This window comes from Persicirhabdus sediminis (assembly GCF_016595495.1).
Lineage (GTDB): Bacteria > Verrucomicrobiota > Verrucomicrobiia > Verrucomicrobiales > Akkermansiaceae > Persicirhabdus > Persicirhabdus sediminis.
Window position 1 is genome coordinate 209,354 of record NZ_JAENIM010000009.1, and the last position, 25,950, is coordinate 235,303.

At 46.0% G+C, this 25,950-nt stretch carries 16 protein-coding genes; 1 reads left to right on the forward strand and 15 read right to left on the reverse strand.

The window, feature by feature from the left end; genetic code table 11:
* Positions 1 to 2: 2 nt before the first annotated feature.
* From JIN82_RS02085 to leuA, 5 genes are all read right to left on the reverse strand, one after another.
* Entirely contained in the window at positions 3 to 1,124 is a 1,122-nt protein-coding gene (locus tag JIN82_RS02085; RefSeq protein ID WP_200309974.1) for a glycoside hydrolase family 88/105 protein, read from the reverse strand.
* Positions 1,124 to 1,888 (reverse strand): IclR family transcriptional regulator, encoded by a 765-nt coding sequence (locus JIN82_RS02090; RefSeq protein WP_200309975.1) that lies wholly within the window; start codon positions 1,886 to 1,888, stop codon positions 1,124 to 1,126. Before JIN82_RS02090 ends, JIN82_RS02085 begins: the two co-directional genes overlap by 1 nt.
* Positions 1,889 to 2,188: 300 nt before the next feature.
* Complete coding sequence (locus tag JIN82_RS02095; RefSeq protein WP_200309976.1) at positions 2,189 to 3,667, reverse strand: sulfatase; 1,479 nt, start codon at positions 3,665 to 3,667, stop codon at positions 2,189 to 2,191.
* A gap of 113 nt (positions 3,668 to 3,780) precedes the next feature.
* The gene (locus JIN82_RS02100; RefSeq protein ID WP_200309977.1) at positions 3,781 to 4,434 is read right to left on the reverse strand and encodes a site-2 protease family protein; all 654 of its coding nucleotides are present in this window, start codon (positions 4,432 to 4,434) and stop codon (positions 3,781 to 3,783) included.
* Between the two features lie 4 nt (positions 4,435 to 4,438).
* Entirely contained in the window at positions 4,439 to 6,115 is a 1,677-nt protein-coding gene (gene leuA, locus JIN82_RS02105) for a 2-isopropylmalate synthase (RefSeq protein ID WP_200309978.1), read from the reverse strand.
* 175 nt (positions 6,116 to 6,290) lie between these two features.
* On the opposite strand from leuA, the gene JIN82_RS02110 reads away from it, so the two are divergent.
* Positions 6,291 to 7,196 carry a 2-keto-4-pentenoate hydratase gene (locus JIN82_RS02110; RefSeq protein WP_200309979.1) on the forward strand — a complete coding sequence of 302 codons (906 nt, stop codon included), beginning with the start codon at positions 6,291 to 6,293 and terminating at the stop codon, positions 7,194 to 7,196.
* Between the two features lie 113 nt (positions 7,197 to 7,309).
* Here JIN82_RS02110 and JIN82_RS02115 read toward each other — a convergent pair whose 3' ends face one another.
* The 10 genes from JIN82_RS02115 to JIN82_RS02160 form a co-directional block, all read right to left on the reverse strand.
* Entirely contained in the window at positions 7,310 to 11,329 is a 4,020-nt protein-coding gene (locus tag JIN82_RS02115; protein ID WP_200309980.1) for a HEAT repeat domain-containing protein, read from the reverse strand.
* A gap of 162 nt (positions 11,330 to 11,491) precedes the next feature.
* Entirely contained in the window at positions 11,492 to 12,067 is a 576-nt protein-coding gene (locus JIN82_RS02120) for a DUF4159 domain-containing protein (RefSeq protein ID WP_200309981.1), read from the reverse strand.
* Between the two features lie 23 nt (positions 12,068 to 12,090).
* Entirely contained in the window at positions 12,091 to 14,310 is a 2,220-nt protein-coding gene (locus JIN82_RS02125; RefSeq protein ID WP_200309982.1) for a hypothetical protein, read from the reverse strand.
* 578 nt (positions 14,311 to 14,888) lie between these two features.
* On the reverse strand, positions 14,889 to 17,105 hold the full coding sequence (locus JIN82_RS02130; RefSeq protein WP_234041707.1) for a vWA domain-containing protein: 2,217 nt from the start codon (positions 17,103 to 17,105) through the stop codon (positions 14,889 to 14,891).
* Complete coding sequence (locus tag JIN82_RS02135; protein WP_200309984.1) at positions 17,102 to 19,234, reverse strand: vWA domain-containing protein; 2,133 nt, start codon at positions 19,232 to 19,234, stop codon at positions 17,102 to 17,104. Before JIN82_RS02135 ends, JIN82_RS02130 begins: the two co-directional genes overlap by 4 nt.
* A gap of 2 nt (positions 19,235 to 19,236) precedes the next feature.
* Positions 19,237 to 20,115 carry a DUF58 domain-containing protein gene (locus JIN82_RS02140; RefSeq protein ID WP_200309985.1) on the reverse strand — a complete coding sequence of 293 codons (879 nt, stop codon included), beginning with the start codon at positions 20,113 to 20,115 and terminating at the stop codon, positions 19,237 to 19,239.
* Positions 20,116 to 20,119: 4 nt separating this feature from the next.
* Positions 20,120 to 21,106 (reverse strand): AAA family ATPase, encoded by a 987-nt coding sequence (locus JIN82_RS02145; protein ID WP_200310023.1) that lies wholly within the window; start codon positions 21,104 to 21,106, stop codon positions 20,120 to 20,122.
* Positions 21,107 to 21,187: 81 nt separating this feature from the next.
* Positions 21,188 to 24,058, reverse strand: a complete 2,871-nt coding sequence (locus JIN82_RS02150; protein WP_200309986.1) for a hypothetical protein — start codon at positions 24,056 to 24,058, stop codon at positions 21,188 to 21,190.
* A gap of 137 nt (positions 24,059 to 24,195) precedes the next feature.
* Positions 24,196 to 25,317 (reverse strand): ribosome small subunit-dependent GTPase A, encoded by a 1,122-nt coding sequence (gene rsgA, locus JIN82_RS02155; RefSeq protein WP_200309987.1) that lies wholly within the window; start codon positions 25,315 to 25,317, stop codon positions 24,196 to 24,198.
* Between the two features lie 106 nt (positions 25,318 to 25,423).
* Positions 25,424 to 25,942: a protein-tyrosine phosphatase family protein gene (locus tag JIN82_RS02160; protein WP_200309988.1), complete on the reverse strand. Its 519-nt coding sequence runs from the start codon at positions 25,940 to 25,942 to the stop codon at positions 25,424 to 25,426.
* Positions 25,943 to 25,950 lie beyond the last annotated feature (8 nt).

Here is a 25,950-nt window from a genome sequence, read left to right on the forward strand (position 1 = left end):
AATTATTTCGTATCAGTTTGAATAAGTTTGTAGACTTCACAACCTGCAGCCAGAAAAGCGCCAGGCCCGTAGGCTATCGTTTTATCGGCCCATGCCTCACCTGGGGCTGCACCAATTGGCTGGACGTATCCTAACATCCCATCATCATGCACTTTCTCAAGCAGACAGCTCCAGCCCTTTTTAATAGCTGGCATGTATTGCTCCCTATCTAGTAAGCCTTGGTTGACCCCCCAGGCAAAACCGTAAACAAAAAAGGCAGTGCCACTGGTTTCAGGAGTTTTATAGCTGTGTCCAGCTAACAAGCTCATTGGCCAATAACCTTCCTCAGCTTGCAAACTTAGTAATTTGACAGCCATTTTATTATAAATCTGAGCAAAATATTTGTAGTCTTCAGAATCTTTTGGCAGTTGCTCCATAATCAACGGCAAGCCCGCAAATACCCAACCGTTACCACGTGACCAAAAAATCTTCTCGCCCGACTTTTCACGTTTCTTGAAAAAGCTACTGTCTCGAAAATAGAGGTCCTCGTCCTCGTCGTAGAGGAAATCCGTTGCAGCCTTATACTCCCTAACCATGAATTCACGGTATTTAGGATCACCAGTGGCGGCACTCATCGCCGCCCATGTTGGAGGGGCCATAAATAATGCATCGCACCATGCCCAACGTTCATGAGCTGATTTGGTTCCCCATTTGAGTCCACTCTCAGATTGATTATTTAGGATGAAGTCTAGGCGCTGCTGAGTGCCCTCAAGCATTGTTGGATCCTTATAGTGATCACTCAAGGCTATATACATTTGCCCAACAACATGGTCGTCGGCATGATACTTGCGATCACCTAACTGCCACTTATTCTGTTCACCAACTGATTTCAGCCACGTATAATATTTATCTGTCTCAGCCAGCTCAGCCCATTTCACCATGCCAACAAAAAATGCTCCATTGACCCAGCTTCTCAGCTGGCGGTGACGCTTGAACTTGACTGGAATATTATCCATATTCTGCATCTGCCAATCAGCCACAGACGCCATTTTCTGTTTGATTTCAGCGGGCTGAAAATCAGTCGCACTAGCTGAGCTAGTCATCATCAAACACGCACCTAGCAATAAATTTTTCATCTTCTTCATTATCCTACTCTAACCTTACGTTTGTCACATAGTGACAGGCTCCAGGCGACATCCATAACGATGCTAGCAATCTCAGGAACTTTGCGTTTGGGGAAACTTTGCGTGGAAGCGGTGATGCCGATAGCTGCCTGCACTCGACCTTTTTCATCAAAAATTGGAGCAGCTAGACATCTCACACCTAGAGCAAATTCTTCATCGTCCATGGAGTAACCACGATCGCGAACTCTAGCACACTCAACTTCTAGCTGATCTGCTGAGCGAATCGTCTTCTCCGTTTTGGGTTCATCAAAGTGAATCATTGGAAATAACTCCGCACGCTTGTCAGCTGGCAAAAATGAGATCAATGACTTGCCAGTGCTAGAGCAGTGGACAAATACATTCGTACCTGAGCGGCTAGCTACCCTAACTGGGTCAGGACTATCACATACATCTAAGATGAGGCTATGGGCACCAGCTCGCACAGCTAGGTGAGCAGTTTGCCTAGTCTTCATCGCTAGATCGCGTAGCGCAATGATACAGCGTGAACGCAAGAGAGCATACTTGTCACCACGCAGAGCTATCGCGTCCAGAGCTGGTCCCATGTAGTAACGGGTGCCCTCTTTCTGAGCCATACCCTCTGAGCACAATGAGTTCATCATACGAAACGCAGTGGTTCTGGAGAGTTCAAACTCGCGCTGGATCTCAGCTAGAGACATGCCCTTTTCTTCCATAGGGAGACGTTTTAGCACTTTGGATGCTTTGATAATGCTAGATATTGAGGCCATTTCAGTATTGAAACTAGGGTTCCTAATTAGAAACAAGTCAAATCACTAAAATGTTTTGCTTCAAGAGAAATCTTTCCCCGCCCACACCAAATGGGATCACAGTAAAAGTGAAATCAATACACGACAGAACACCTGTTCACATTCTGAAATATCGATTAAGTTATCTATTTAAAGCCATCCAATCATCTTAACTAGCAGAAAACTTCGATTACAAAATGGACTTTGTACTGCAAAAAAATGGCAAAAAAAATGCGCCAGCTAGAACATCCAGCTGGCGCAATTGATCCAAATGTGAAACAGCTAGTTTCCTAAAGACGCTTTTACTGTGGCCGCAAAGTCTTTTTGCTCCATTTCTTTTCGCTTCAGCATCTTGGTTAAAATGCTCTGAATCCTTTCAGGATTGGTACTGGCAATATTCCGTCCAGAGCTACCATCAGCTTGAATTTTATACAGCTCAGCTGGCTTCTTCCTGTCTCTATCAAGAATGAGCCGGAAAGAATCATCACGCACGCTGATGGACCTAGCCCAATAGCTAATAGCGAGCTCACGGCTAGCTTTACCAGTCTTCGCTGATTGAGCGAAGCTCACACCGTCTAATGGTCTAGCTGTTGCTGTATCCTTAGGCTGACACAACTCTAGCAATGAAGGAAAAATATCTATCGTCTCAACTGGGCTATCGATGACTTTACTATCGTAACCAGGAACTCTGACAATCAATGGGCTGCGGTTAGCTTCTTCATACGGGCTGTGTTTGCCCCACATCTGCAGGTCACCGAGGCACCAACCATGATCGCCCCATAATACCACAATGGTCTCATCAGCGAGCCCTAGAGTTTCCAACTCATTGAGAACTCGACCAATTTGTCTGTCAACATAACGCACGCAAGCGAAATATGCGCGGCGATTCATCAGCTGATTTTCTTCACTGAGAGGATTTTCATCGTCGTATGGCGCATCGTATTTAAAGAACTCGTGGCTTTTGTGCCAGTAGTTTGCATCTGTGTGTTCCTGACGAGGAGCCAAGGGAATATCTTTATCTTTAAAGGCATCCCAATCCCCTTTTGTGGCAACAAATGGTAGATGCGGTTTGATAAAACCAACACCAATAAAAAATCGCTCGTCCTTCCACTTTTGCAGTTGTTTGATAGCCACATCGGCTATCAGACCGTCGGGAAGCTCTGAATCTTCCTCCGCAACAAACTCCATTAGATCTTTGTGCCCACTGCCATCTTCGCGGTGAACGCCACCATGATAACCAAACATTAGTCCCCAGCCTCGCTGCCACTCGCCATATTCCGTTGGCAGTTCATCCCACGCGTTAGGGAGTTCATCGCGTCCATCCCCTTTGCCATTATAAGCAAATTCCTTGCCGTCAGTAGAGTGAGAAACTTTACCAATACTCGCTGTTTTATAACCACTACGGCGAAAAACCTCAGGCAAAGTTTGCGCTCTATCACTCTCTCTAGCTAAAGTTTTGAAAGCATTATTACCCTGCATTTTTGATGTTGCTGGGCTCAAACCAGTGAGCATGGCAAACCTAGATGCTCCACAGGTAGCTACCTGTACGTGATGGTTAGTAAATGAAAGTCCGTTTTTTGCTAGACGGTCAATATTTGGTGACTCGACCCAATCAGAGCCAAAACAATTCAGATCATCACGCAGATCATCTACTGCGATAAACAATACATTGTAGCGGTTTGCCCCCGATGGCTCAGCAGCATAGCCTGCAGTCACCACTGAAAAAGCTGACAGACAAACAAGAAGTTTTGAACTAAACATGCCATCGCATTACAGTATAACTGGAGTCATTCCCAGATTAGATGGAAAAAAAATCCCTCCTTAGCCAGAATCAGCCCCTCACCTGCTAGCTATTAGCACTTTATTGAGCTCGCCTAACCACGCCAATTTTTGAGCTGCTTCAGCAGCTGGAAGTTCTGATAGGCAAAGAGGCCCATAAACATGGCGATGTAGATCTCTTTATATTGAAACAGGGCCAGACAACCAAGCCCGCATGCAATAACAATGCCAATGATAAATACGAGTTTCTGACGCTTTGGCCCGAGTATAGCGGCTAACAGGTGCCCGCCGTCCATCGGAAAGATCGGCATCAGATTAAACAAAGACCAGATAATACTAACGCCCATCAAGTAGAGGAAAAAATAATTTATCATTGCCCCCTCTGGCGTGAACTTATTTATGGCTGGGACGAAATACAAAATAGAGAGGCCCAAAGCTAGCTGAACAGCAGGTCCAGCCAGAGTGACTAGAAATGACTGCATTCTAGATAAGACATTGGGCGGAAAAGTAGCGTATCCACCAAAACTGCTAAGTACCACTCGAGTCGGATATTTGAAAAACTTGATAGCTAGAGCGTGTCCCATTTCATGTACTAGGATGGAGACAAATGCCGCCAATACAAACAGCGCCATCATCAGCAACGCATTGTGAGGGCTATTTGAAGTATACAAAAAGCCAATGATACCGATGGTAAACCAGAATGCTGGCTCCACTCTCACAGGGATTCCAAATAAACGAAACTCGACCATATTGTTAGCTAGCGCTAAGGAGGTTATAGGCACTGACCAGAGCTTTCAGGCCAGCCATCTCGATAGATGAATCGACACCAGCTCCCCACACCAGCTTCTGCTCTTCGCCCTGCAGCTGGATATAGGCTGCTGAATCTGCATCCGAGCCACCACGAACGGCATGCGAACGGTAATCAACCAGCGAGAATTTTTTCAATCCAGCCTGATCTAACGCGTGCACAAAAGCATTGATTGGGCCATTACCGATACCAGAGATTTTTCTTGTTTCGCCATTGATAGAGATTTCTGCATGGCATGCGACTTCACCGCGCTCACCAGCGTGATGATCCAGCTCGTAGTCAATCAAGCTCATCGGCGCAGACACATTGACAAAGAAATCAAAGAAAGCATCTTTGATCTCGTTAGGTGTCAGCTCACGGCTTTGCTCATCGGCCAGCGCATAGATACGAGTGCCCACTTGTGGGTGCATCGTCTTTGGCAAATCATATCCGTGCTCTCGATCGAGAATGTAGGCAATGCCACCTTTTCCGCTCTGCGAGTTGATGCGAATGATCGCCTCGTAGCTACGTCCCAGATCCTGCGGGTCGATTGTTAGATAGGGAACTCCCCAGAACTCAGCTTTATCTTTCTGACGTCTATCAAATCCTTTTTTGATCGCATCTTGGTGACTACCAGAGAAGGCAGTAAAGACTAACTCACCTGAATACGGCTGGCGTTCAGGCACCACCAAATGAGTGGTTCGCTCGTAGACTTCGCGAATGGTTGATAGATCTGAAAAATCTAATCCCGTATCGATTCCATGGCTGTTCATGTTCAGCGCTACCGTGACGATATCAAGGTTACCCGTACGCTCACCATTGCCAAATAATGTGCCTTCTACGCGATCAGCTCCAGCCATCAGGCCCAGCTCGGTAGCAGCCACACCAGTTCCGCGGTCGTTATGAGTATGCAAGCTGATGATCGCCTTGTTGCGCTCTTTCAGATTGCGGCAGAACCATTCGATTTGGTCAGCGTGCACGTTAGGTGTCGCCCACTCTACAGTAGCTGGCAGATTCAGAATAATCTTATTTTCCTCAGTCGGCTGCCACACATCCATCACCGCCTCACAGATTTCCAGAGAGAAATCTAGCTCGGTATCAGAAAAACTTTCGGGAGAGTATTGCAAAGTAAGATCACAATCAGGCAATGTTGGAACTAACTCTTTAATCAGCTCGGCACCTTCGATAGCAATCTTTTTGATTTTCTCCTGGCTGGCGTCATTAAAAGTAATGCGGCGCTGCAGCGGAGAAGTTGAGTTATACAAATGCACAATCGCCTGCTTAGCTCCGTGCAAAGCCGCAAATGTGCGGCGCAACAAATGCTCACGAGCCTGCACCAATACCTGAACAGTCACATCATCAGGGATGCGATTTTCCTCTATCAGACGACGCAGGAAGTTGAACTCAGTATCTGATGCGGATGGGAAACCAACCTCAATCTGCTTGAAACCAATGCGTACAAGCATTTCGAAATACTCAAGTTTCTCCTCCACCGTCATAGGCGTTGGTAGGGCTTGATTACCATCTCGGAGGTCAACACTACACCAGATAGGAGTAGCTGAAATGACTTGATCCGGCCATTGACGATCTTTCAGATCAACAGCTGGAAATGGACGATATTTACGAATGCTTTCGGGCTTCATGATAATTGCGATGTTTTGCGCGCCGCAATATGGGCTAAATCACACGAAAATCAAGGGACTTTACCTACATTCAAATCTACCGTATCCAAAATTAACCATTTTGTTTGTTAACTTTGCTTTCATCACACGTACTAAGGTACTCACCACACATCCCTATTTCATGCAAATCCTGACTATGAAATTTATCTATCCACTCATCTGCCTCACCGCCATCTCCTGTTCTCCAGTATCTGAAAAATACCAGCTGCCTCCAGCCAGTGAGCTCGGTAGCAAAGACGCCAAACTGCGCTCAGAACAATACCAATACGCTGAACAAATCTATCAAGCAGCCACCACAGTGAAGGCGATTCAGCCAGTTACTAGCCAGAGTAAAAAAGCCATCAGCCTAGACGAAGCCTACGAAATCCAGTCGATTCTCGACAGCATGATGAGCCAAAAATACGGCCACGTCACCGGACATAAAATGGCCTACACCAGCGCAGCCTCACAGAAAACTTGGAACATCGACGCGCCAGTTTCAGGTACCTTTTTCAAAAAACAATTTGTTAAATCAGGCGGATCCGTTGAAGCCGACAGCTTCATTGGCTTCCACATCGAGTCAGAAATCGCCTTCGTGCTCAGCCAAGACATCACTCAGCCAATCACCTCAGTGGAAGATGCCGAGAACTACATCAAATCCGTGCACGTCGGCCTCGACGTGCCTGATCTCAGATTCGACCGCAGCGAGCACCCACTCCAGCTAGCTGACGTTGTCGCCATGAGCTGCGGCACCCACACCTACCTCATCGGCAAAGGTGTACCACCACAAGGCTTAGACTATGCTAACATGCAAGTATCACTCGATCGCAATGGCGAAGAAGTATACTCGGGCACAGCATCTAACGTACTCGGCGATCCACGTAAAGCACTCGTCATGCTAGCCAACCAACAGCTAGAAAAAGGTAACTACCTGCGGAAAAATCAAGTTATTCTATCAGGCTCAGTAGCCAGCGCCTACTTCCCGAAAGACCGTGAAGGACGCCTCGGCAGCTACATTGGCAAAGCCACCGGCCTGCCATCCGTTGAGCTCAACGTTAAATAACAAAAATCACCCAAGAAACCAAAAATACTCAGCCAGCTGGAAACCTCCAGCTGGCTGATTTGTTTTCACAGAATGTACAAAAAGCTAACTTCTAGCTAACAACGCACACCACTCTAAGCATGAGGCAGCAATTTATCGCCAAATAAAATCAGTACGCCTAAGAGTACAAATACAATCGACGTCGCTAATTTTACCGTAGCCGTATGCTTATTTTGAAAGTCTATCAGTGCAGAGCTAGTCATACCTCTGAAAGCTAAAGCAAAGATAACCACCAGCGGTAAAATGAATGCTAGATTATAAATTAGTAGCATCACTACAGCATCTGCCTCGCCCTTCTGAATTTGGAAAATGATCGGTGCATAAACTTGTCCAGTACACGCCAGCTCCAATATAGAAATGATCACGCCACTAACAAATGCGGCCAATACAAAATGTCTCGCTTTGGCACGCTTCCTGATCACACCTCGAATTTTGTCTTTTAGAAATGCAGGAAGCTGTAAGGTCATGTCCTTCAGGTTTCCTTTTGCCGCTCGGCGAGAATCTCTGAAGCTCAAAATCGCCACCAAGAACGCAAAGGCGGCAAACAAATAGGTCATCGTATGCTTTACCCATTGGAAGCCATCTAGCTGATTTAGTTTATCTATCACCGAGTGGAAAGCAATGCCCACCGCAAAGTATGACAAAAAGATAGCGCTGATAAATGACGCTCCTACCATCAAAATTTCACGCGGCGATCGACGAGCAACCTGCAGGTACGAAAGGAAGAAAATAATCGTCGCAAATGCACATGGATTAACGCCATCTAGCAACCCAGCACCTATCACCACTGGCAGAGTCATGTTCGCAAATGACTGATCTATCTTCTGCTCAGCTAGCTCAATAGCCTCATCGCCCATGTCGGCCCAGCTGTCATCTAGCGGCATGGCCAAGGTATCAACTACCAGCTTCATGATATGCTCAGGCTGAACACTTGGTGAAATAGCCGCACCCGATTGAACAAATAAAGATGGTGTCTTACCTACTCCTGAAACTTGGAAGTAATCACATAATGCCTGGTTTAATAGCATAGATGATGGTTCCAAAATATTTTTATGCTCAATGACTAACTGAGGGAAATCACCCTTAATCTTATTCAGTTCAGCGTCTAATGTTTCACACTCACTACAGCCAGGTTTATAGAACACAAGCGCCCTAACGGTCTCCCGCTCAGCTACAGGTTCAGTAATCTCAGGCTCCTCAGAATGCTGTGCTAGGCTTGAATCCACCTGCATCTTAGCTAGATCCTGAAAGGAAGTGAACGCCAGTTGTTTGCCGCTGCCAGCAAAATGCTTAAGAATGAGAGGACGCTTCCTTTTATTAATACTGCGCCAATCTACGTAGGCCAGCAATGGTTTGATTCCTGGACCTAATGATTTGTATTGATCCTCAATAAACGATCCCAAACGCCGCGTTAGAGTTTTATCACCAGCTCGAGTCGACAGAAGCGAAATAAAATCAGCTAGATCAATATCCTGACCATGATAGAGCAAAGTGTACAACGCCTCAAAACGCACCCGTTCGTCAGGATCATCATTAGCTAAGCCCTTGATCAACCCAAGTACATGCCCAGATATGCGCGGCTTCTTCCTATTATAGTTCCAGCTAGAATCTGGCCGCTGGTGTGTGTCTGAGAAATAGACCTGCCACTGACCTCTATCCGACAAAGCAACCAAAAGTGCCTCACGCACCCGCGGAGAAACATCGCTCAGACCACGCTCGGCGTTTTCCTCTAACCATGATTGATTAAACCCTGCAACTGTATACCAAGCAGCGCGGCGCAACCACTGGCTCGCATTCTTTGTATATTCTGATACCACCCCAAAGCTAGTATGATCGAGAGCCTGCCTCGATAGAGTTAGAGCTAGCACCTTCTGATCATCCTCAGCTAGATCATTTTTCAACGTCGCTATACACCAGCTATGAATCGCACGTTTTGCATCACGGTCTCTAGCTGAAGATTCCAAATTCCGACAATACAAAGCTGAAGCATGAATCTTACGACCGGGAAGATCTAGCAAAGAAAGTGCTTCCGAAATCAGCGCCAAGTTTTTTGATTCACTGAATGCTGATTGAGCCGCATCTTCTTGTACTGTCTCAGCATCATCATTGAGTAATCGCAAAGTAAGTTCAGAACTCTTCTGCGTCGATGTATAACGTAGCGCTGCAGCAACAGCAGACCGTTGGCTGACGGAATAGCCAGCCAGTGATTTTAGCAATTCTTCCGCACCTCGGTTGTCGCCAGATTTAGCTAGAATGATTCCCGCTCGGAATGCTTGTTCACTTTCACTAGCAGCCACTTTTGCTAACTCATCACGCAACGCACTAACATTATCAGGGAGTGATGATGCGGAACTCGATTCAAGCTGCTTCTCGGTCTGCTTTCTCTCACCGACAGCCACTTGGTTAAAGGCATCGTACAATGAGTCTAACTTTGTTGAAACTTGACTCTTTTTAAGTTGAACCACTTGTGCCAAATAGGCGCTAGTATCAGTCATTTTAGGTAACCTAAGGTGATCAATCACCGCTGAAATTCGCTCAAGCTGACCACTCGTTAAGGCTTCCAACAGCGCCGCTGAGACTGCCTCAATCTTCTCCACCTTTTTGCTGTCCTTTGCTAATATCCTGATAGCTGAACAAGCAATATCCAGATCCTCATGTGAGCTGAAACTTGCCACTAACTTAACATGGCCCTCATCTGAGCTTTTTTCTAATTCACTCAAACACGCAATGATAACATCCACAGGTCGAGTCCTTAAGTGCTCGAGCAAACTGTCAGTGAACTGAATATCCAATCCAACAAAAGCACTCGTCGCCATCGGCACGAGATCGTCATTACTGAGGAACATCTCTTCTAACTGAGATCGTGCTGAGGTCAATTTCAAAGCAACTACAGCTTGTACTGCACCAGAGCGCACAAACTCATCTTCATCACTAAGCAACTCTAATACCTGCTCTGCAGCTCGTTCAGTACGCACCTTGACTACAAACTCCAATGCAGCAGAACGCACTCGCCAGCGCTCATCAGTAAGATAAGGAAGTACTTGATCAATCAATTCATCCGTGACCTGAACTTCGCCCTCTGAATTACTAGAATAAAATGTATTTCGCCCCGCAACCTCTGCTTTACTCAGCTTCGTTAGGCTTTGTATCGTGGACACTAGCAGATCTTCATCATTTCTAGCTAGATAAGGAACGATTAGATCCACAGCCGCCTGACCACCGATCTCGCGCAACCTACGCATCGCCACATGTATCACGTTAACGTCAGCTTCCTCTGCGAGTACATCGGCCACCAAAGGCACCGCTTCTGCATTGCCTAGCAACAAGGCTGTATCAATCGCTGTTTCTCGCACCAATGCATCGGATGAATTGACAAAATCCAGTACGATAGGAATCACCAGAAATCCATTTGTTTTGATTTGGCTAAGCGCCTCAAGCACCTGATCCCTATTACCTCTCGTTAGTGAGCGTGCTATACTATCAGCGCCCTGCGCCCTCGTCTGAGTTAAGACCAAATAATACTGGGCCTCTTTTAACCTGACCAGCTGGTGTTCTAGCAAATCTGGGCTAGTTACAATAAATTCCTGAATATCACCAACCGCTAGCATCCCATATGGCTCTAGCATACGCAGTGCGCGCTTCTGCCTTTCAGCTACAGAAGAAATCAAGTCTCTAATGTAGCTTTGCATTTGATCATCAGTTAGTTGATTGCTTGCTGATAATTTTTCCCCTTTTGAGCCAGCCCATACCATCCAGCGGCTCAAAGCAGCATGATGCTCATCACTAGCTGGCGTATCCCATGGATCGTAGTCAAATTGCTTACCGCTGAAATCCTCTAAAATCTCGATGGCTCCAATCCTAACAGCCAGTCTTTCATCCCCTAAATAAGCCACCATTTGGCTTTTGGGAAATGGCTCAGCCTGCTTTAAGGCTGCGCGTATTAACTTGCGCTGGTGTTTGTCTCCGTAGTTAACCACCGCTTGCTCCCAGTCACTTGACCTGGCTGGATCACTGCTACGGCTAGCAATACGGTCCAAGGCATCCCGGCTAATATCGTCAGCTATGCCCACCGACAACAATGATACATAAATCATTATCAACAGCCGACGAGCTGAGATGGATAGAAAATTTTTCAGCAACAAGTTCATCTAATCTTTGTGTTTATAAAAGCATAGAATTGATCTTCGTTAGTGAAGTAAGGCGTAGGCGAATATGTTTGCGTTAACTCGAACTGAGTTAGAAATTTCGTTCCCTCCTCAACAACAGCATCCTTCTGTATTGGAGGTATCATTCAAACCGTCGGAGGCGAATACCACAACTAGCTTACCATTATGGCTGAGTCCGTGGAGCTTACCCTCTCCCCCCTTTGACAACTTGAGCTGTTTGATCGTGAATATGGTATTAAATAAGGCGTGATCTTTGGCGATCTCCTGCAGTGAATCATTGCCAAATACTCTTTTGATCTCTCGCTGAAATGAACTTGCCCACGCTTTATTTGAACACCCAGGCGATGCTAACATAAACCCACCGTTCTCTAGGTATTTTTTCAAATTCACCCGCTCTTTGTTAGTCAAAACAAAGTCATCTTCACCTGTAAGAATGACAAACGGAAACTTAAACAGCTCGTCCGACGATAGCTTCACTGGCTTAAAACGGCGCTCAGTAGCAATGCTCGTATGCTGCTGTACGGTGCTGAGAAACTCATCACTAAAGCAGCGTGAGGTTTTAGTTCCAGCATAGATAAGGTTACCACACTGCACCGCCCCCTCTTTAGCAGCCAGTGGCGAAGCTAAGCTGAGGATAAATAAACTAACTAATTTCAAAGTTTTCATAATTCTTCAATAATTTCTAACTACTAATCATTAACAAAATATCGTTTCACAGCATCTTTATATCGATCTGGAACATTTTCTGATTCGGGGCCCGCTTGACTTTGCTGGCTTGCTTGCTCTATCTCAATACGGTTAGTTTCTTTCACGCCATCAGTCCCGAGGGCACCTTTCCCTCCAGCACCACCATGAGCGGACATGAACTGCTGGGGCGAAAATATAGCGCGATCAGGCCCATACATGGGAATTGAGAGGCTATTGCCCATCACAGAATAACCATCGCTGCCAGATCCACCACCGCCACCTCCAGCCCCACCGGAGTTGCCATTTCCCTGTCCCCTTTGGCTCTGACACATCAATGCTTCTAGCATTTGCTGCATCGTCATTGCTACATCTTGAGGTAATGTGAATCGCGGAGCTCTAGATTTGCACATCGAGCAAAAACTATTCTTCTGTTGGAGAAGCTGCTCCATCAAAGACAGTGCTAGAATGGAGTTCGCCGCAGCATCAATAGACTGTCCCTTTTCGGCAGCTGTTTCAGCTGCCTTCATGGCATTATCAATATCGAGGCGGTCCAAAAGCTCTATAAATTGCTGCACGTCCGCTGCCATTTGAGCGAATTCATCATCCAAATTGCCCGCATGCTTTAATAGCTCGCGTTTCATTTCAGCTAGAGCCTGACGATTCTTTTGCTGCAGACGGCCTAAATTGGCTAGATTACCAGCATTAGTCATCTCGCCCATAGCTATCTCTTTTGCCATCAACTGTGTTCTTTCAGCTAATGACTCTTGCGCTTTATATATGCGCATAAATTCTGCCGACTGCTTCATGACCTCCCCAAGCTGTTTTACTTTCTCAGCATCTTGACGAACTTGCGCTACCTTCTTCTCGATTTTTTTGAATCCTGAGCCTAACTCATCAAGCCCCTTGGACATTTCAGCTGGCGAACTACCTTCTCCAAATTGATTCAACTGCTTCAGTGCCTCGTCAGCTTGTTTGCCGAGAGCACTGGCAACATCACGTAAACGCTTTTCCATAGCAAAGGCTTCGAAATCATCACCGATCTTGTTAGCCAATTCTTTTGATTCAGCTAGATGCTTTTTGGCCTGCTCGAGCGCACTCTTAATGCTGTCAGGATCACCTGAGTCTATCGCCTCATGCAACTGACCTATGGCATTCCGAGCCTGTTTCATAGCGTGAGCTAATGCCTGATAGCGAATGGTAAACTCTTCCAACTGAGTTTTCATTCTAATCCTCTCAGCGTATTCTTCTTCACTGATCACCACAACCTTCACAAGATCTGAAACTCCAATTCCCAACTTATTAGGGTGATGATCTTGAGCCTCAAAATAGAACTCTAATGTTTGCTCTGCCTCTACACCTAACTGAGCTAGGTCTAGCTGGTTTTCATAATGATAACTTTTGCCAAATTGCCCTTCAGCAATCAATTTTCCCCGATCACGGAACCCCAGCAAAGTTCTCTGTAATTTGACTGACTTGATGCCAAAATCATCTTCCACTCGCAGCTCGAATGGCACCTTAGACTTGGGTGTAGCTAACAAAAGACTCTGTGGTGAATTAACACTAATGGTTGGCACTTCGTCCTTCTTAACATTCAAGCTGATAGCAAAAGGGCTAGCAGCCTTGGTAAAGCGAACGTCATGAATATGGGCCACCAAATCAGATGACTCCTGAGCAGTCCAAGAAAAACAAACTGAGCTATGACCAACAAGTTCACCACTGACCTCAGTAGTTTGTTCATTGCCGTCAGTATCTTTTGATCGCACCTCTAATAGCCCCCCACCAAGAGGTCGGTTGCTATGCAAAACTAACTCAACAATAGACCCAGCGGCAGCCCTAATCTCGTTACTATCCAGCGAGAACGACTCCATTGCCATGCCCGTGTACTCAGGTGATGAAATTTTGACCGAAGCCGAGGCAACACGAGGCTGAAGCAAAACATCTAGCTGAAACCAATCACTGCGAGCGCGACCGCAGGTAAATGCAAACTCTACAGGCTGGCGGGTATTCTCAAACTTCTTAGCAAATGACTGAGTTCCTTCACTATAGCAAGCTAGGCTTTCAGTGCGGCCTTGCTCCCTATCGCGAACCAAACATTGCACCGGTGACTCTAACTCACCACCGACAACACGAACCTGCACCACTGCGTCCTCTCCGTAAACCACAGCCAATTGGCTATGATCGATCTCGAAGCGCAAGGGACTATATGGAGGTATATCCGACATCGGCTGGAAAAACCTACACCAGCTAACATCAAACAGCTCGGATTTCGTCCACTTGATTACATTAATTGATAGCAAACAAACTCCAGAAGCTAACAAACTAATCAGTAGAAAATTCCACGGTGTCCGTTTACTTAAACTGATACTGGCTAGGCAATCATTGGCCTTCTGATACAAGCGCGCTTTATGAAACTCAGCCATTGAATCAGAATCGCTACTGCCAGAATCATTCAATGAATAAGCGCCTGAAATGCTAGCTCGTTTATCATTTGATAAACTATCGGCCAAATGAGAAAGCTTTCCATTACTAAAGCGATAGGCACACCATAATGCAAGGCATGCAGCCACGATACAAAAACCAAAGAATGCTAACTTAACCCAGTAACGAGTTTCATTAGTATAGATAAAATAATAATCTAAGGCACATAGAGACAACAGCAGCACACAACTAACCACCATCAGACAAGAAAGAGCGATGCAACACCGTCCTAGGCACCATGACAATTTGAGCCGTCGCATGGACTGCTGAAATTGGCTACTTGCACTCATGTTATCTTTATTTTGCATTCTACTATTATTGCTTAGCTTAAACCATTTCTGCGTCTAACCCACCACTCGGCTGACAGTAATAAGGCAATCAATGTTGCCAGCATCCACTTAGCCCAACTTGGCTGCCAATAAGCAACACCGTCACGGTCTATCTGCTGAATGGCACTCATTTTTTCACTTAACACATCTAGCCATGAATCATCCTCTAGGACGAGTCCATCAGTCTGCATGGCAAATGTCTCCATAAAATAAGGGTCAGCACTTAGCTCATCCATCTCAGCTGGCGGGGCTAGAACTAACAAACTAACATCAGGAAGAGAAAGATTATTATCATTACTAGCACGCAGCTCGAAATGATAGTTCCCTGGAACTTCAGGTTCATAACAAGCAATCCATTTCAGCTGACCTGTATCGTCGATCTCCTCAGCTGGAACGATCACTAACTCTTGAGAAAGAGCTGCGGAGCGTACGACTACCTCTGGAGCAGCAACTTCGCCCTCTCCCCTATATGCAGCACGAATTAATACTGGTTCAGCAGGACGTATTTCATCAGCTGATAGATGCAGCGCGTAATCTTGTCCTGGCAAAAACTCAGAATAAGATAACATCCAGTGGATCAGCTGAGTCCAGAACTCTTCATACATATTGCCTAGATCTCTCGCCTCTGGGTAAAAATCCCACTTCCATAGTCCGTCAGCATTAACCAAGCCACTAACGCCTTGCCCATAGCGCCGAACCATCAGCAAGGGAAATTCATGACTTTGCCCGCCTATGCCGTTAGCTTTACCAGTGGCTAACACACGTGTAAATGGCTTCACACCTTCTATTCGGTGAGCATCCTTAAGCGAGGGCAAAGAAGACCATAACGCGGAGTCACTGTCAGGTAGAGCATCACCAAAAAGTCCAGCTATAGCGCCTTCGTTAGTTGGTTGAAAATGGAAATCTTCACGTAAGCCATCAGCCCAGCGCACTGGCTCTAATACCTCTAGGGTGGTAAGTTCTCCAGTATATGGTTTTGACCGGGCAAACAAAACGGCTCCACCCAAATCACGCACAAATACTTTTAAAATTTTAATGCGTTCCTCGTTCAGAAAGTGCTCACAATTTTTTCCGAATACGATGAGGTCGTATTGCATGAGTTTTTCAATCGTATCGGGAAAAACACTCGTTGACGATTCATGAGGGAGTGATTCCGAAGAGTCTACCTGAAACCAGCGGTCTGCACTCAAACGATGCACCGAACTAAGCTCCATGTGCGCCTGACGCCTCATCATTTGTGCTAAGAACTTGCTATCCCAATACGGAGCTCCCTCAGCAATAAATACTCGTGCTTTATCGTTAAGTACTTTGATTCTATATTCCGCTCCATCTCCGTCTATCTTGATATTATCAGACTGGCTAACAACTTCGAGCTTGAGCTGAGTCGATTCTTCTGGAGCATTAATAGCAAAGCTAACAACTTGTTTCTCATTATTCTGCACCAGCACAGCTTTTTGCGAAATGACTTCACCTTGAGCATTTTTGAGAGCCAGCTCAATTCGCTGTGACTCCACCTCAGATAACTCAACTACAGCAGCCAAGGTCAATGCTTGGCCAGGGAATGCAGTCAATGACTTGCGTGGAGTAGAGACTCTTATGCCAGAGAAGATCTTCTCTCCTCCAATGGTGAGTGTATGAAATGGCACCTGCATAGACTTCGCCCGCAGGCTAACTTGTTCAGACTTTCCGCTAGAGGTTTGACGTCCATCACTTAATACAACAACTCCAGCTGGGTTCACTCCTTGGCTAGCTAGCTGCGATAGCAAGCGGTCAGAGCTCGTTGCTATATCGCTAGATTGTCCATCAAATTGGTAACTGTCGCCATCTGATAGTTCAACGAGCTCATCCGCAAACTGGAATCTTCTCACAGTAACTCCTGACTCTTTTGCTAGATCTTGAATTTGACCATCTATCAACAGAGCCCTATCAGATCGAGATTCACCATCATCTAGAGCAGTCATGGATTCAGAGCCATCAAGCATGACGATCCATGGTTTCTCATCATTACTCGTATCAGACTTCCAGTCACCTGGATTAAACAACAACAGTAAAATCAAGAATACAGCGGCTAACCTTAGCAGACTAACGACATAGCGAAGTTTACGCTTCAGCGTAGAACAAGACTGCCAAGTGATGATGAGACTTAAAGCTCCTAGCAATACGCTAATGATGATCACTACTGGCCAGGAAAATACCGGATTAAAATTCATCGCATTACCTCCTTTTTCATACCACGTGGCCGGTACATCGCTAATAAGTTTTCTATCATAAGCAACAATAGGCAGATTAAGATGAGGTATGGCCAGAGCTCCACGCCATCACCTAACGAAGCCATACGCATAAGCTCATCAACATGTAATCTCTCACCAACAGTGAGAAGCTCAGCATCCATTAATTTCAAATTAGATTCTGAGTATGGAAAATTGATGACCTGAGTATCAACAGTCTCACTACCTGAGACCCAGAAATAAACCCCAACAGCTTGTGTATCTTTACTCTGCATCAAGACGCCTTGCTCGCTCATTTTCTGAGCTATAGGAACTGACTCACTACCATCCTTCTTTAAGGTGACTGATGACGCCTCGACGCGTTCATCTAACTTATAGCTTAAATAACTACCAGCTGGATACTGGCTTAACTCTAGCTTGCTAGCACTCTGGTGATGTTTCAGGAATTCTCCAACAAAAGTAACGATACTTGATGACTCCGCCCAGCTAGAACTCTCTAAGCCCACCATGACTCCCCAGAGTACAACTGGCGCACCATGTGCAGAGGAGCTCAACATTGCGGCTTTGCCATCCGAGTATTCTAATAAGTGATTTACATCTTCACCTAAGTCAGCCGGTAGCGAGATTCTTTGATAGACATTACCTGAAACAGCAGAACCAAAATCTCCACTCTCATAGAGTGCAAATAGCCCAGCGTCCTGGCTAGCTAATCTAGCTGACGCTGTAACTGTCCAGAACTGCGATGCATCAGCCGTCCTACTAGACTCACTTCCTAACATAGACCTAGGCTTCCCTTGTAATAAAGTCCTGCCTGCTAGATCAGCAGGTTTATCCGCACTCATGATAGCCTGTAAATGTGCAGCAGGAACCCCGCCAGCTGGCATTACCACCAAACTTGTGCCCTCCTGAGCCCATTGTTTAATCAGTTCACTATCAGAGCCATTCCACTGATTAACAAAAATGTAATCGTAAGTGGTGGCGGCAGAAAAATTAGTTAGTGAATCAAGTTCTACAAAATCGCACTCCACCCAGTCGAAGCAATTAAACAAGCGCTGCCAAACATCGAGCTCGTTAGGCACAACCGTCTCTCCATTAACTCTCTGCTCAGCTGCGTGTATAAAAGCGACTCGCATACTCTGCCTAACTGGCACAACAATAGAGCATTGGTTATCCGCTGGATAGGCATCTTCAGCTAGACTCAGAGTTATGAGAACTTTTTCAGCTGACTGGAAACTGCTACGGAACCTGATTTCGGCCTCGCCCCAGGCTGGCAGTTCGACCATCTGAGAGCGGCGATTACCGCCCATATCGGCAAACACTGATGTACGTCGAGGAGAGCTAGAATAATTATGGACCTTTGCTACTACAGCTAACTCCTGTCCAACCATAGGGTTCGCTACCGAGGTATAAACGTTACTGATGGCTAAATTAGCTACTTCTCCAGAACCAATTTGAACCTTCTTCAGTTCTATTCCAGCCGGCAAATTTATATCCAAGTTAGAGTAAGCAGATTCTTGAAAGTCAGAAAGTAATACAATCTCTTTGCGATGCGTCGAGCCTTCAAGCTGTCTAATGGCCAACTCAACAGCTGAGCCAATCGCGCCATTCTCATAAGCGACATCCGCTCGCAATACACTTTCTTCCAGATAAGTTAGATTCTTCCCTAGCTGAGGGAACACGCTTTGAGCCTGCGCCTGAATCCACACCACATTTGCTAGATCAGGGGCATCAGCTTGGAGTAATTCAGCTACTCGCTGACAAGCCTGCTGGAAGCGAGTCGAGGATCCCTGCTCAGCTGCCATAGAGGCACTACGGTCTATCAAATATACACGGCTCACCCGATCAGCAACAACACCTTCGTCCTTCATGCTGATCATCGGCAAAAGAAATGCTGATAGAAGTGCTAGTAGAGCTAGCGTTCTCAGAAACCACAAAATCCAATCTTGTGGTTTCTTGAAGCGGGCGGTTTTTTTGAGGATTTTCTGTAAAAAATCGACATTAGAAAATGCATATTGGGGTGGTCGATTCCTAGCAAACATGTGCACTAGGAGAGGCAATACCCCAAGCAGCAATATGCCAAATAATGCAGAATTTATGAAAAAGAGATGCATATCTATGCCAGTCTATCAAAGAGGTTGAACCAATTGTCAGTTGTTTTCACCAATGCGTAATCTACCTTCCGCCTAGCAGATAGACGGCGTAACTTCTGCACATGCTCATGCATCTCATCCCGCCAGAGATCTCTTAACTGATCAGTATGCACAACAAGGTGCTCAGCTGATTCAAGATCATTAAAACGAGCCAAGCCAAGCTTAGGGAGCGTGAGTTCAGCGGGATCTAGCACATGGAATAAATGCACACGAAACCCGCGGTGCAAATACGGATTTAATGCTTTGAAAATAGCTTCTGGTTCGTCGAAAAAATCGGACAAAATAACTAATGTCCCCTTGCGTTTGATCAATGGCGCTGATCTTTCTAGAGCTGTAGCTAGAGATGTACGCTCTCCAGGTTTGTTATTTTCTAACGCCGTTAAAAGCTGATGTAGATGCGACCTCGTCGATCCGGCATCAAGAAACAGCCTGATCTGTTCATCAAAGAGCTGCAGCGATACTTTATCATTTTTTGAAATCACTAACCAAGCTAGGCAAGCAGCAAAAAACGACGCGTATTCCAGCTTAGTGATATCCCCCTCTTCACAATAGCCCATAGAAGCTGAGCTATCGACAAACAGGTGGCATTCCATGTTAGTTTCTTGCTCAAAGGTCTTAAGGTAATGTCTATCACTACGGGCAAATACTCGCCAGTCCACCAGCGCAGGGTCATCACCTTGGACATACTGTCGGTATTCGTGAAACTCGATAGAAGCGCCCCGTTCTTTAGACCGGTGACGACCAGACAAATACCCTTCAACAAGGGCTTTCACTCCGAACTCGTAATGCTTGAGTTGGCGAATGTCCTCGGGGCGTATGTATTTGTATCTAGTCGCAGCCACGTTTTTAGTTCTGATTTAACAGCTTTTCAATGATCGTCTCGACTAAGATTCCCTCACCACTTGCATTATAGTTAGGAATAATACGGTGCCTCAATACTGGTAAAGCCACTGCTTTAACTTCATCAATAGAAGCTGCACTCTCACCTCGCAACAAAGCCAGAGCTCTAGCAGCTCTAGCTAGACACTGTGATGCACGGGGGCCTGCTCCATATTCCACATACTGGTTCACAAACTCGTTAGCACCTGCTGTATGCGGACGAGACCCATGTACTGTTTGAAGAATATATTTCACCACACTATCAGGCAGCTGGATATCCAGAGTGGCGTCTTGTAGCTTATTCACACCGTCGGCATCTAATATAGCTTCAGCCTCATCACAGTGGTGGCCAGTCGTACGGCGAATGATTTCTTCTTCATCAGCCATTGATGGGTAATCAATTTTGATATTGTAGAAGAATCTATCGAGCTGCGCTTCAGGCAAAGGATACGTTCCTTCATGCTCGATTGGGTTCTGCGTGGCAAAAACAATAAATGGTTCTGATAGTTGACGAGTCTTACCAGCTACGGTCACCTGCTTCTCTTGCATCGCTTCTAGCAGCGCGGCCTGAGTTTTTGGTGGGGTACGGTTAATTTCATCAGCTAGAATGAGGTTAGCAAATATTGGTCCCGGTACGTACTCGAAGTTACGAGCCCCATCACTGGATGTTTGTAAAATTTCAGACCCAACAATATCTGTTGGCATCAAATCTGGAGTGAACTGGATACGTTGAAACTTTAGCCCCAGTACTTTACCGAGGGTAGAAACTAACAATGTTTTAGCCAATCCAGGCACCCCAGTAAGTAGGCAATGCCCACGGCACAGTAAAGAAACCATTAGTTCTTCGACGACATCATTCTGGCCGACAATCACTCGGCCAGTCTGCTGGCGGATTTTTTTTACAGAATCTTGGATCTCGCTCCACTGCTCTTCAGCTCTAATATCTTCACTCATCACTCTATCAAATTTCACACTTCTACTAACACTAACTAATAGATATTGGCAGCAAAAACTTCACTATTCTAATCAAGCGTCTTACTCTTTACTAGAGCGATCAAAGTTTTCAGACTTCATCTGGTAGACAATATAGAATGATCCAGCCTGAGCATTAGCTTCATCAGATGCATCGCCGAACATTTCAGCTAGTTTTTTATCGTATGCCTCATCGTCTCCAGCTGGAACGGATAAGAATAACTGCTCCCCCGCTCTTGCTGAAACAGCAGTCACCTGCTTGAAACCTGATACATCAGACATATCTAACTCTAAAGAATCTAGATACTCCTCAGCCTGTTTCCCATGCATTAGGTAAGCAGTGTAGCTACCAAACAGACCGTGCCCCTTCATGAAAACACATATAGTATTAGGCAGACGATCGCGTCGTTCAAAAAACCAATGATGCATCTGCTTCAGCACAGACTGATCAAATACTTTACCTACCAGAAGCCGCTCGAGATCCTTTTTGTCTTCGCTGGTAAAGTTCCCCCATATGGGAGCATGAGGCTTGATGATGGACTCACTGATAGAAGATAGACTTTCAGGCCTTTTAGTCTCGTCAGCCATGATCTCATCGAGAACCATCTTCTGGCTTAGCTCTGCGGTATTAATATAGGTAATTAGTTGATCAACATTCATCGTTGATACTTCGCTCGTTACCTCATTGTAAATATCAGATCCCTCTTCAGGGGGATCAGGTACTGGCGAGTCTGCACGGTCTCCTAGCAGGTGGTTAGCGTGGCCTACAATCATTGATCTACTCTCTTCCTCAGATGATAGATTCGCCACAGACATCATCCTTAGCGCTGTGTCACCATCAACAAACCAAAGAACACACCATGCTACATAAGTGTCAAAATGAAGCACACCGTTCATTTTCTCTAATTCTGAAGGAGTTAGCGTTGAATGGCATTTCATAAGCGATCTCCACAATTCTCGCTCCTCTCCGCTTAACTCCTTATTTTTCGTTTGCTCACGATCATCAGAGTAAGGATTATAGATTAAATTCAAATTAAAGCACTTTTCGATCAAGACATCGAGCGATTCGATCTTGCCTTCAGCACTTTGATAGCCGACTACAAACTTCAAATACTCAGCTTGATTGAACTGAGATTTATCGGACTCAATGGCCGTCCAGTAGTGATTCATCCCGGTTTCTAATGATACTTTTCCCGCTTGAATCTCAGCTAACATCTCAGCAGGAGGTTTAGATACCATCAGTGATTTCAAGGCGTCTATATATTTATCCACACCGCCTTTTTGTTTCATCCTGTACTCAAAGCTTCTATCATCACTAGATTCACGAGATTTTAGCTCTGCTTCAAGTTTAGTGACAAAAGTGCTAGCTTTCGCCTTACGCGAGCTCACATACTTTTGAATCAAATTTAGGTCGATGTTTTCGCCTAGCAGGAAATACTGCTGTATCGCTTTATCGTGAGATTCATTGTATTCCGCTGAGCACAGATACGTTAATCCAGCTTGAACAAAGTCACTGTTTTCTTGCTGCAAGAAACTAATCGCTATTTCACTATCAGAGCGGTTATGATTACTATCTAACCATTGCTCAGCATATGCAATGAGAGCTGAGGATGAAATTTCGTCCCCCCTGCTAGACTGTACCGGAAGCGCCGATTTGATTAATGATTGAGCGACGTCGCCCACTGACAGCGGGCGCAGCATGGCATCATATTGCTGCATGGCTAGGTCTTCAGCTGGCATATCATCGTCATAGTAGCTTTGACTCCAGCTATTAGATCGATCAGCAGCTTTCCGAGCTTTTAAAATCGTAGGATCATCTACTAGCAGGATCAGCGTCTCTAGAGCTTTTCTGCGTTTCGCAATGATTTCACTGGCCCATTTTTGTGGCTGGCTATGCCGGGAAGAATACCCATAGCTGTTACGGCTGTTCTCATTAGCATTTGGATCTTGCGGTAAGATCCAGCCTGTGGGAGCAGACAAAGAAATATCATCAGTCCTAGCTAGCAGTTGGTCAATGATGGCTAGCACTTCAGGATCAGCTGAGAATTTTTCGTGTGCAGGGATTTTTCGTTCCGTAGATTCTAGGCCCAGTCCAATTTTGGCTGAAAGTAGCTGGGCTCCGTAATAATTCTTCCAGCCACGAGGAAAGGTTTCGGCTAGCAGGTCTACTGATTTTCTAAATGCCAGTAGATCGTTATCTTCATAATATTTCTGATAGCTCTCAGAGTATTGGCTTTCAGCTAACATGTTCACCAATTCATCAATCACTTTGTCATTGATTGAAGCTAATGCAAAAATTGCCGAAGCTAACTGGTTAGCTTCCTTTTCATACCCCGCGCTGTAAATCGCTGTCGCCATCGCCAGACAGCGCGCACAGATTTGCGCACCACTATCATTGTACTCCCAAGTACGCGCGACAAATAGGTTATTTGATTTTAAAGATTTCAGCTGCTTGCTCATGGAAGAAACCAATTTACCGGGTTCAGCATTTTCCCAGTCAGCTAGCTTATGATTCCCATCGGAGTCATTGCCTGAGCCCACGAGGAACTTCATCAGGGCCCCGCGCTGTTTCTTTCTTTTTAAATCTAACTCGAAAAACTCACGATAACGAATGGTGCCTATGCCATCTTCTTCATTAACTAACCACGCGTACTCGGTGTCAAATAACTTGCTCTCATCAAATGAATAACACTCTAGGTAGCCGATACTATACTTGTCATCATAGGCTAAATCATCGGGCAAGCTAACCTTTACTAACTGCAAGCCTTCACATGAAGGGAAACCTAACTCCAGCAGCTGATCAAAGGCCTTGTTATAACTAACCTCAACTTCTGCAGCAGGCGCCGAATTACTCTCAGCCTCTTCAGCTGGCACAGGAATAAAGCCCACTAACAAAAATAATGTAGTCGTCAGAGCAGATTTAGTGAAAGGCATACTTTCAACTAATGAAAAAATCCGCTAGACTCAAGGATAAAGCCTCCAAGCCACCCAACAGATAACTGATTTTCTGTGAGACAGAAACCAACGACTACAGAACACTGCTAGAAAAGCGTCCCTACAGGGAAGAAAACCTACTTACTACGGTTAGGTCGCTGGTCTTTTTCGTACTCGATGCGGTCAGCTAGGTTTCTAGCTTTCACTTTGTGGTCGCGTTTATTTCGGCGCTCTACATTCATTTGGCGTTTTTTCTGACGCTTTTGCAGTTTGGCAATTTCTTCGTCGAGCTTGAGGTAGCTTTCGTACCTATCAGTAGGTAGCGCTCCGGATTCAACGGCGGCGCGGATGGCACAGCCGGCGTCATTGCCGTGTTTGCAGTCGTGATATTTGCATTGGCCAGCCATCTCTTCGATGTCGGCAAAGCTCTCACGCAATGTTTCCTCGTTCGTCCACATCTGCACTTCGCGGATGCCTGGGTTATCGATCAAAATGCCGCCGTCATCTAGCGGGATGAGTTCGCGCGCGGTGGTGGTGTGGCGTCCTTTTCCGGTGACTTCGTTCACCTCGCTGGTCCACTGCCATTCTTCGCCCATCAGCTGGTTTACGAGGGTGGATTTTCCTACGCCGCTGGAGCCGACGAGGGTGATAGAGATGCCCGTTTTGAGATAGGATTTGATCACTTCGAGCCCTTGCGCTTCGGCAGCGCTGGTGATGTGCACATCGACGTCGCTGGACAAGGCGCGAATGGCCTCAGCAGCTGCTTCGTTTTGCTCAGCTGGAAAGAGGTCGCATTTATTGACCAGCACAACAGCTTTGGCGCAGCTACGTTTGATGAGCATGAAATAGCGCTCCATACGACGCGGATTAAAATCTGGCCCAGCATCGGTGACGACAACAACAACGTTGACGTTAGCTGCCATCACTTGCTCTTCGCTGGATTTCCCAGGGACTTTGCGTGAGAAGCAGGTTTGACGGCTCATGCGCGCACGGATGATGGTATCTAGATCTCCGCCACCTAGGTCGAGAGCGACCCAATCGCCCACAGCTGGCAGGTCTGCATCACAAGCGGCATCGTGGTAAACTTTCCCGCCCATGACGACTTCACGTTCGAGGAAGTCCCCCTCTTCATCAACCATCAATGCGCCATAGGTGATTTTGTTATCACGAATGAGACGAGCTGGCACCCAGCCTTTTTTTGCGTACTGGGCAAACTCTTTAGCAAATGCCTGATTCCAACCTAGATCTTCGAGCGTCATATTTAGTGAGAAAATGGCCCAACTAGCGCCATTGGGCAATGCTTGATCAAAAAAAATGCGCTGGCAGCATAGCCAACGCATCGATGATTCTTAGTGAATGGTCAAATTATGTCCACTCTGCGATATACTGAGCCTGCTGAGGCACGTCTGGGCTTTGGCGGAATTTTGATTTTGGATTCAATTTCCACACTTCACGCAGTTTGGCTAATCCAGCCACGCCAGATCCGGCTTCACGCGCCAGCCAGCATCCGACCATCATACCGGTTCTGCCCACACCACCGTAACAATGCATGTAGACTTTACCGCCATTTTGCACTTCGAGGTTGATGAGATTGATCACAGCATTGGTATCATCTGGAGAATACGGAATATCGTGATCAGGCACGCCGACACGTACGACGGTAGCTTTTCCTCCACTTAGGCGATTAACCACTTCCTCGTACTCAGGCAGTCCGTCATCTACTTCGGTCAAGTTAATGAAACATGTGATGCCAAGGCTGAGAAGCCCTTCGATGGTCTTTTCGGTCTGCTCAGAATCCTCCGATGCTGGGTACTCTCCAGCCATCAGACGCCCCTCATAAACCCAATAGCTGTTCTGCACTGGAAGTGATACTGGAGTAATCATACTGATTT

Coding starts and splice junctions, on each gene's coding strand:
- JIN82_RS02085 (WP_200309974.1), bottom strand. CDS start 1,124: ATGAAGAAGATGAAAAATTTATTGCTAGGTGCGTGTTTGATGATGACT.
- JIN82_RS02090 (WP_200309975.1), bottom strand. CDS start 1,888: ATGGCCTCAATATCTAGCATTATCAAAGCATCCAAAGTGCTAAAACGT.
- JIN82_RS02095 (WP_200309976.1), bottom strand. CDS start 3,667: ATGTTTAGTTCAAAACTTCTTGTTTGTCTGTCAGCTTTTTCAGTGGTG.
- JIN82_RS02100 (WP_200309977.1), bottom strand. CDS start 4,434: ATGGTCGAGTTTCGTTTATTTGGAATCCCTGTGAGAGTGGAGCCAGCA.
- leuA (WP_200309978.1), bottom strand. CDS start 6,115: ATGAAGCCCGAAAGCATTCGTAAATATCGTCCATTTCCAGCTGTTGAT.
- JIN82_RS02110 (WP_200309979.1), top strand. CDS start 6,291: ATGAAATTTATCTATCCACTCATCTGCCTCACCGCCATCTCCTGTTCT.
- JIN82_RS02115 (WP_200309980.1), bottom strand. CDS start 11,329: ATGATTTATGTATCATTGTTGTCGGTGGGCATAGCTGACGATATTAGC.
- JIN82_RS02120 (WP_200309981.1), bottom strand. CDS start 12,067: ATGAAAACTTTGAAATTAGTTAGTTTATTTATCCTCAGCTTAGCTTCG.
- JIN82_RS02125 (WP_200309982.1), bottom strand. CDS start 14,310: ATGTCGGATATACCTCCATATAGTCCCTTGCGCTTCGAGATCGATCAT.
- JIN82_RS02130 (WP_234041707.1), bottom strand. CDS start 17,105: ATGAATTTTAATCCGGTATTTTCCTGGCCAGTAGTGATCATCATTAGC.
- JIN82_RS02135 (WP_200309984.1), bottom strand. CDS start 19,234: ATGCATCTCTTTTTCATAAATTCTGCATTATTTGGCATATTGCTGCTT.
- JIN82_RS02145 (WP_200310023.1), bottom strand. CDS start 21,106: ATGAGTGAAGATATTAGAGCTGAAGAGCAGTGGAGCGAGATCCAAGAT.
- JIN82_RS02150 (WP_200309986.1), bottom strand. CDS start 24,058: ATGCCTTTCACTAAATCTGCTCTGACGACTACATTATTTTTGTTAGTG.
- rsgA (WP_200309987.1), bottom strand. CDS start 25,317: ATGACGCTCGAAGATCTAGGTTGGAATCAGGCATTTGCTAAAGAGTTT.
- JIN82_RS02160 (WP_200309988.1), bottom strand. CDS start 25,942: ATGATTACTCCAGTATCACTTCCAGTGCAGAACAGCTATTGGGTTTAT.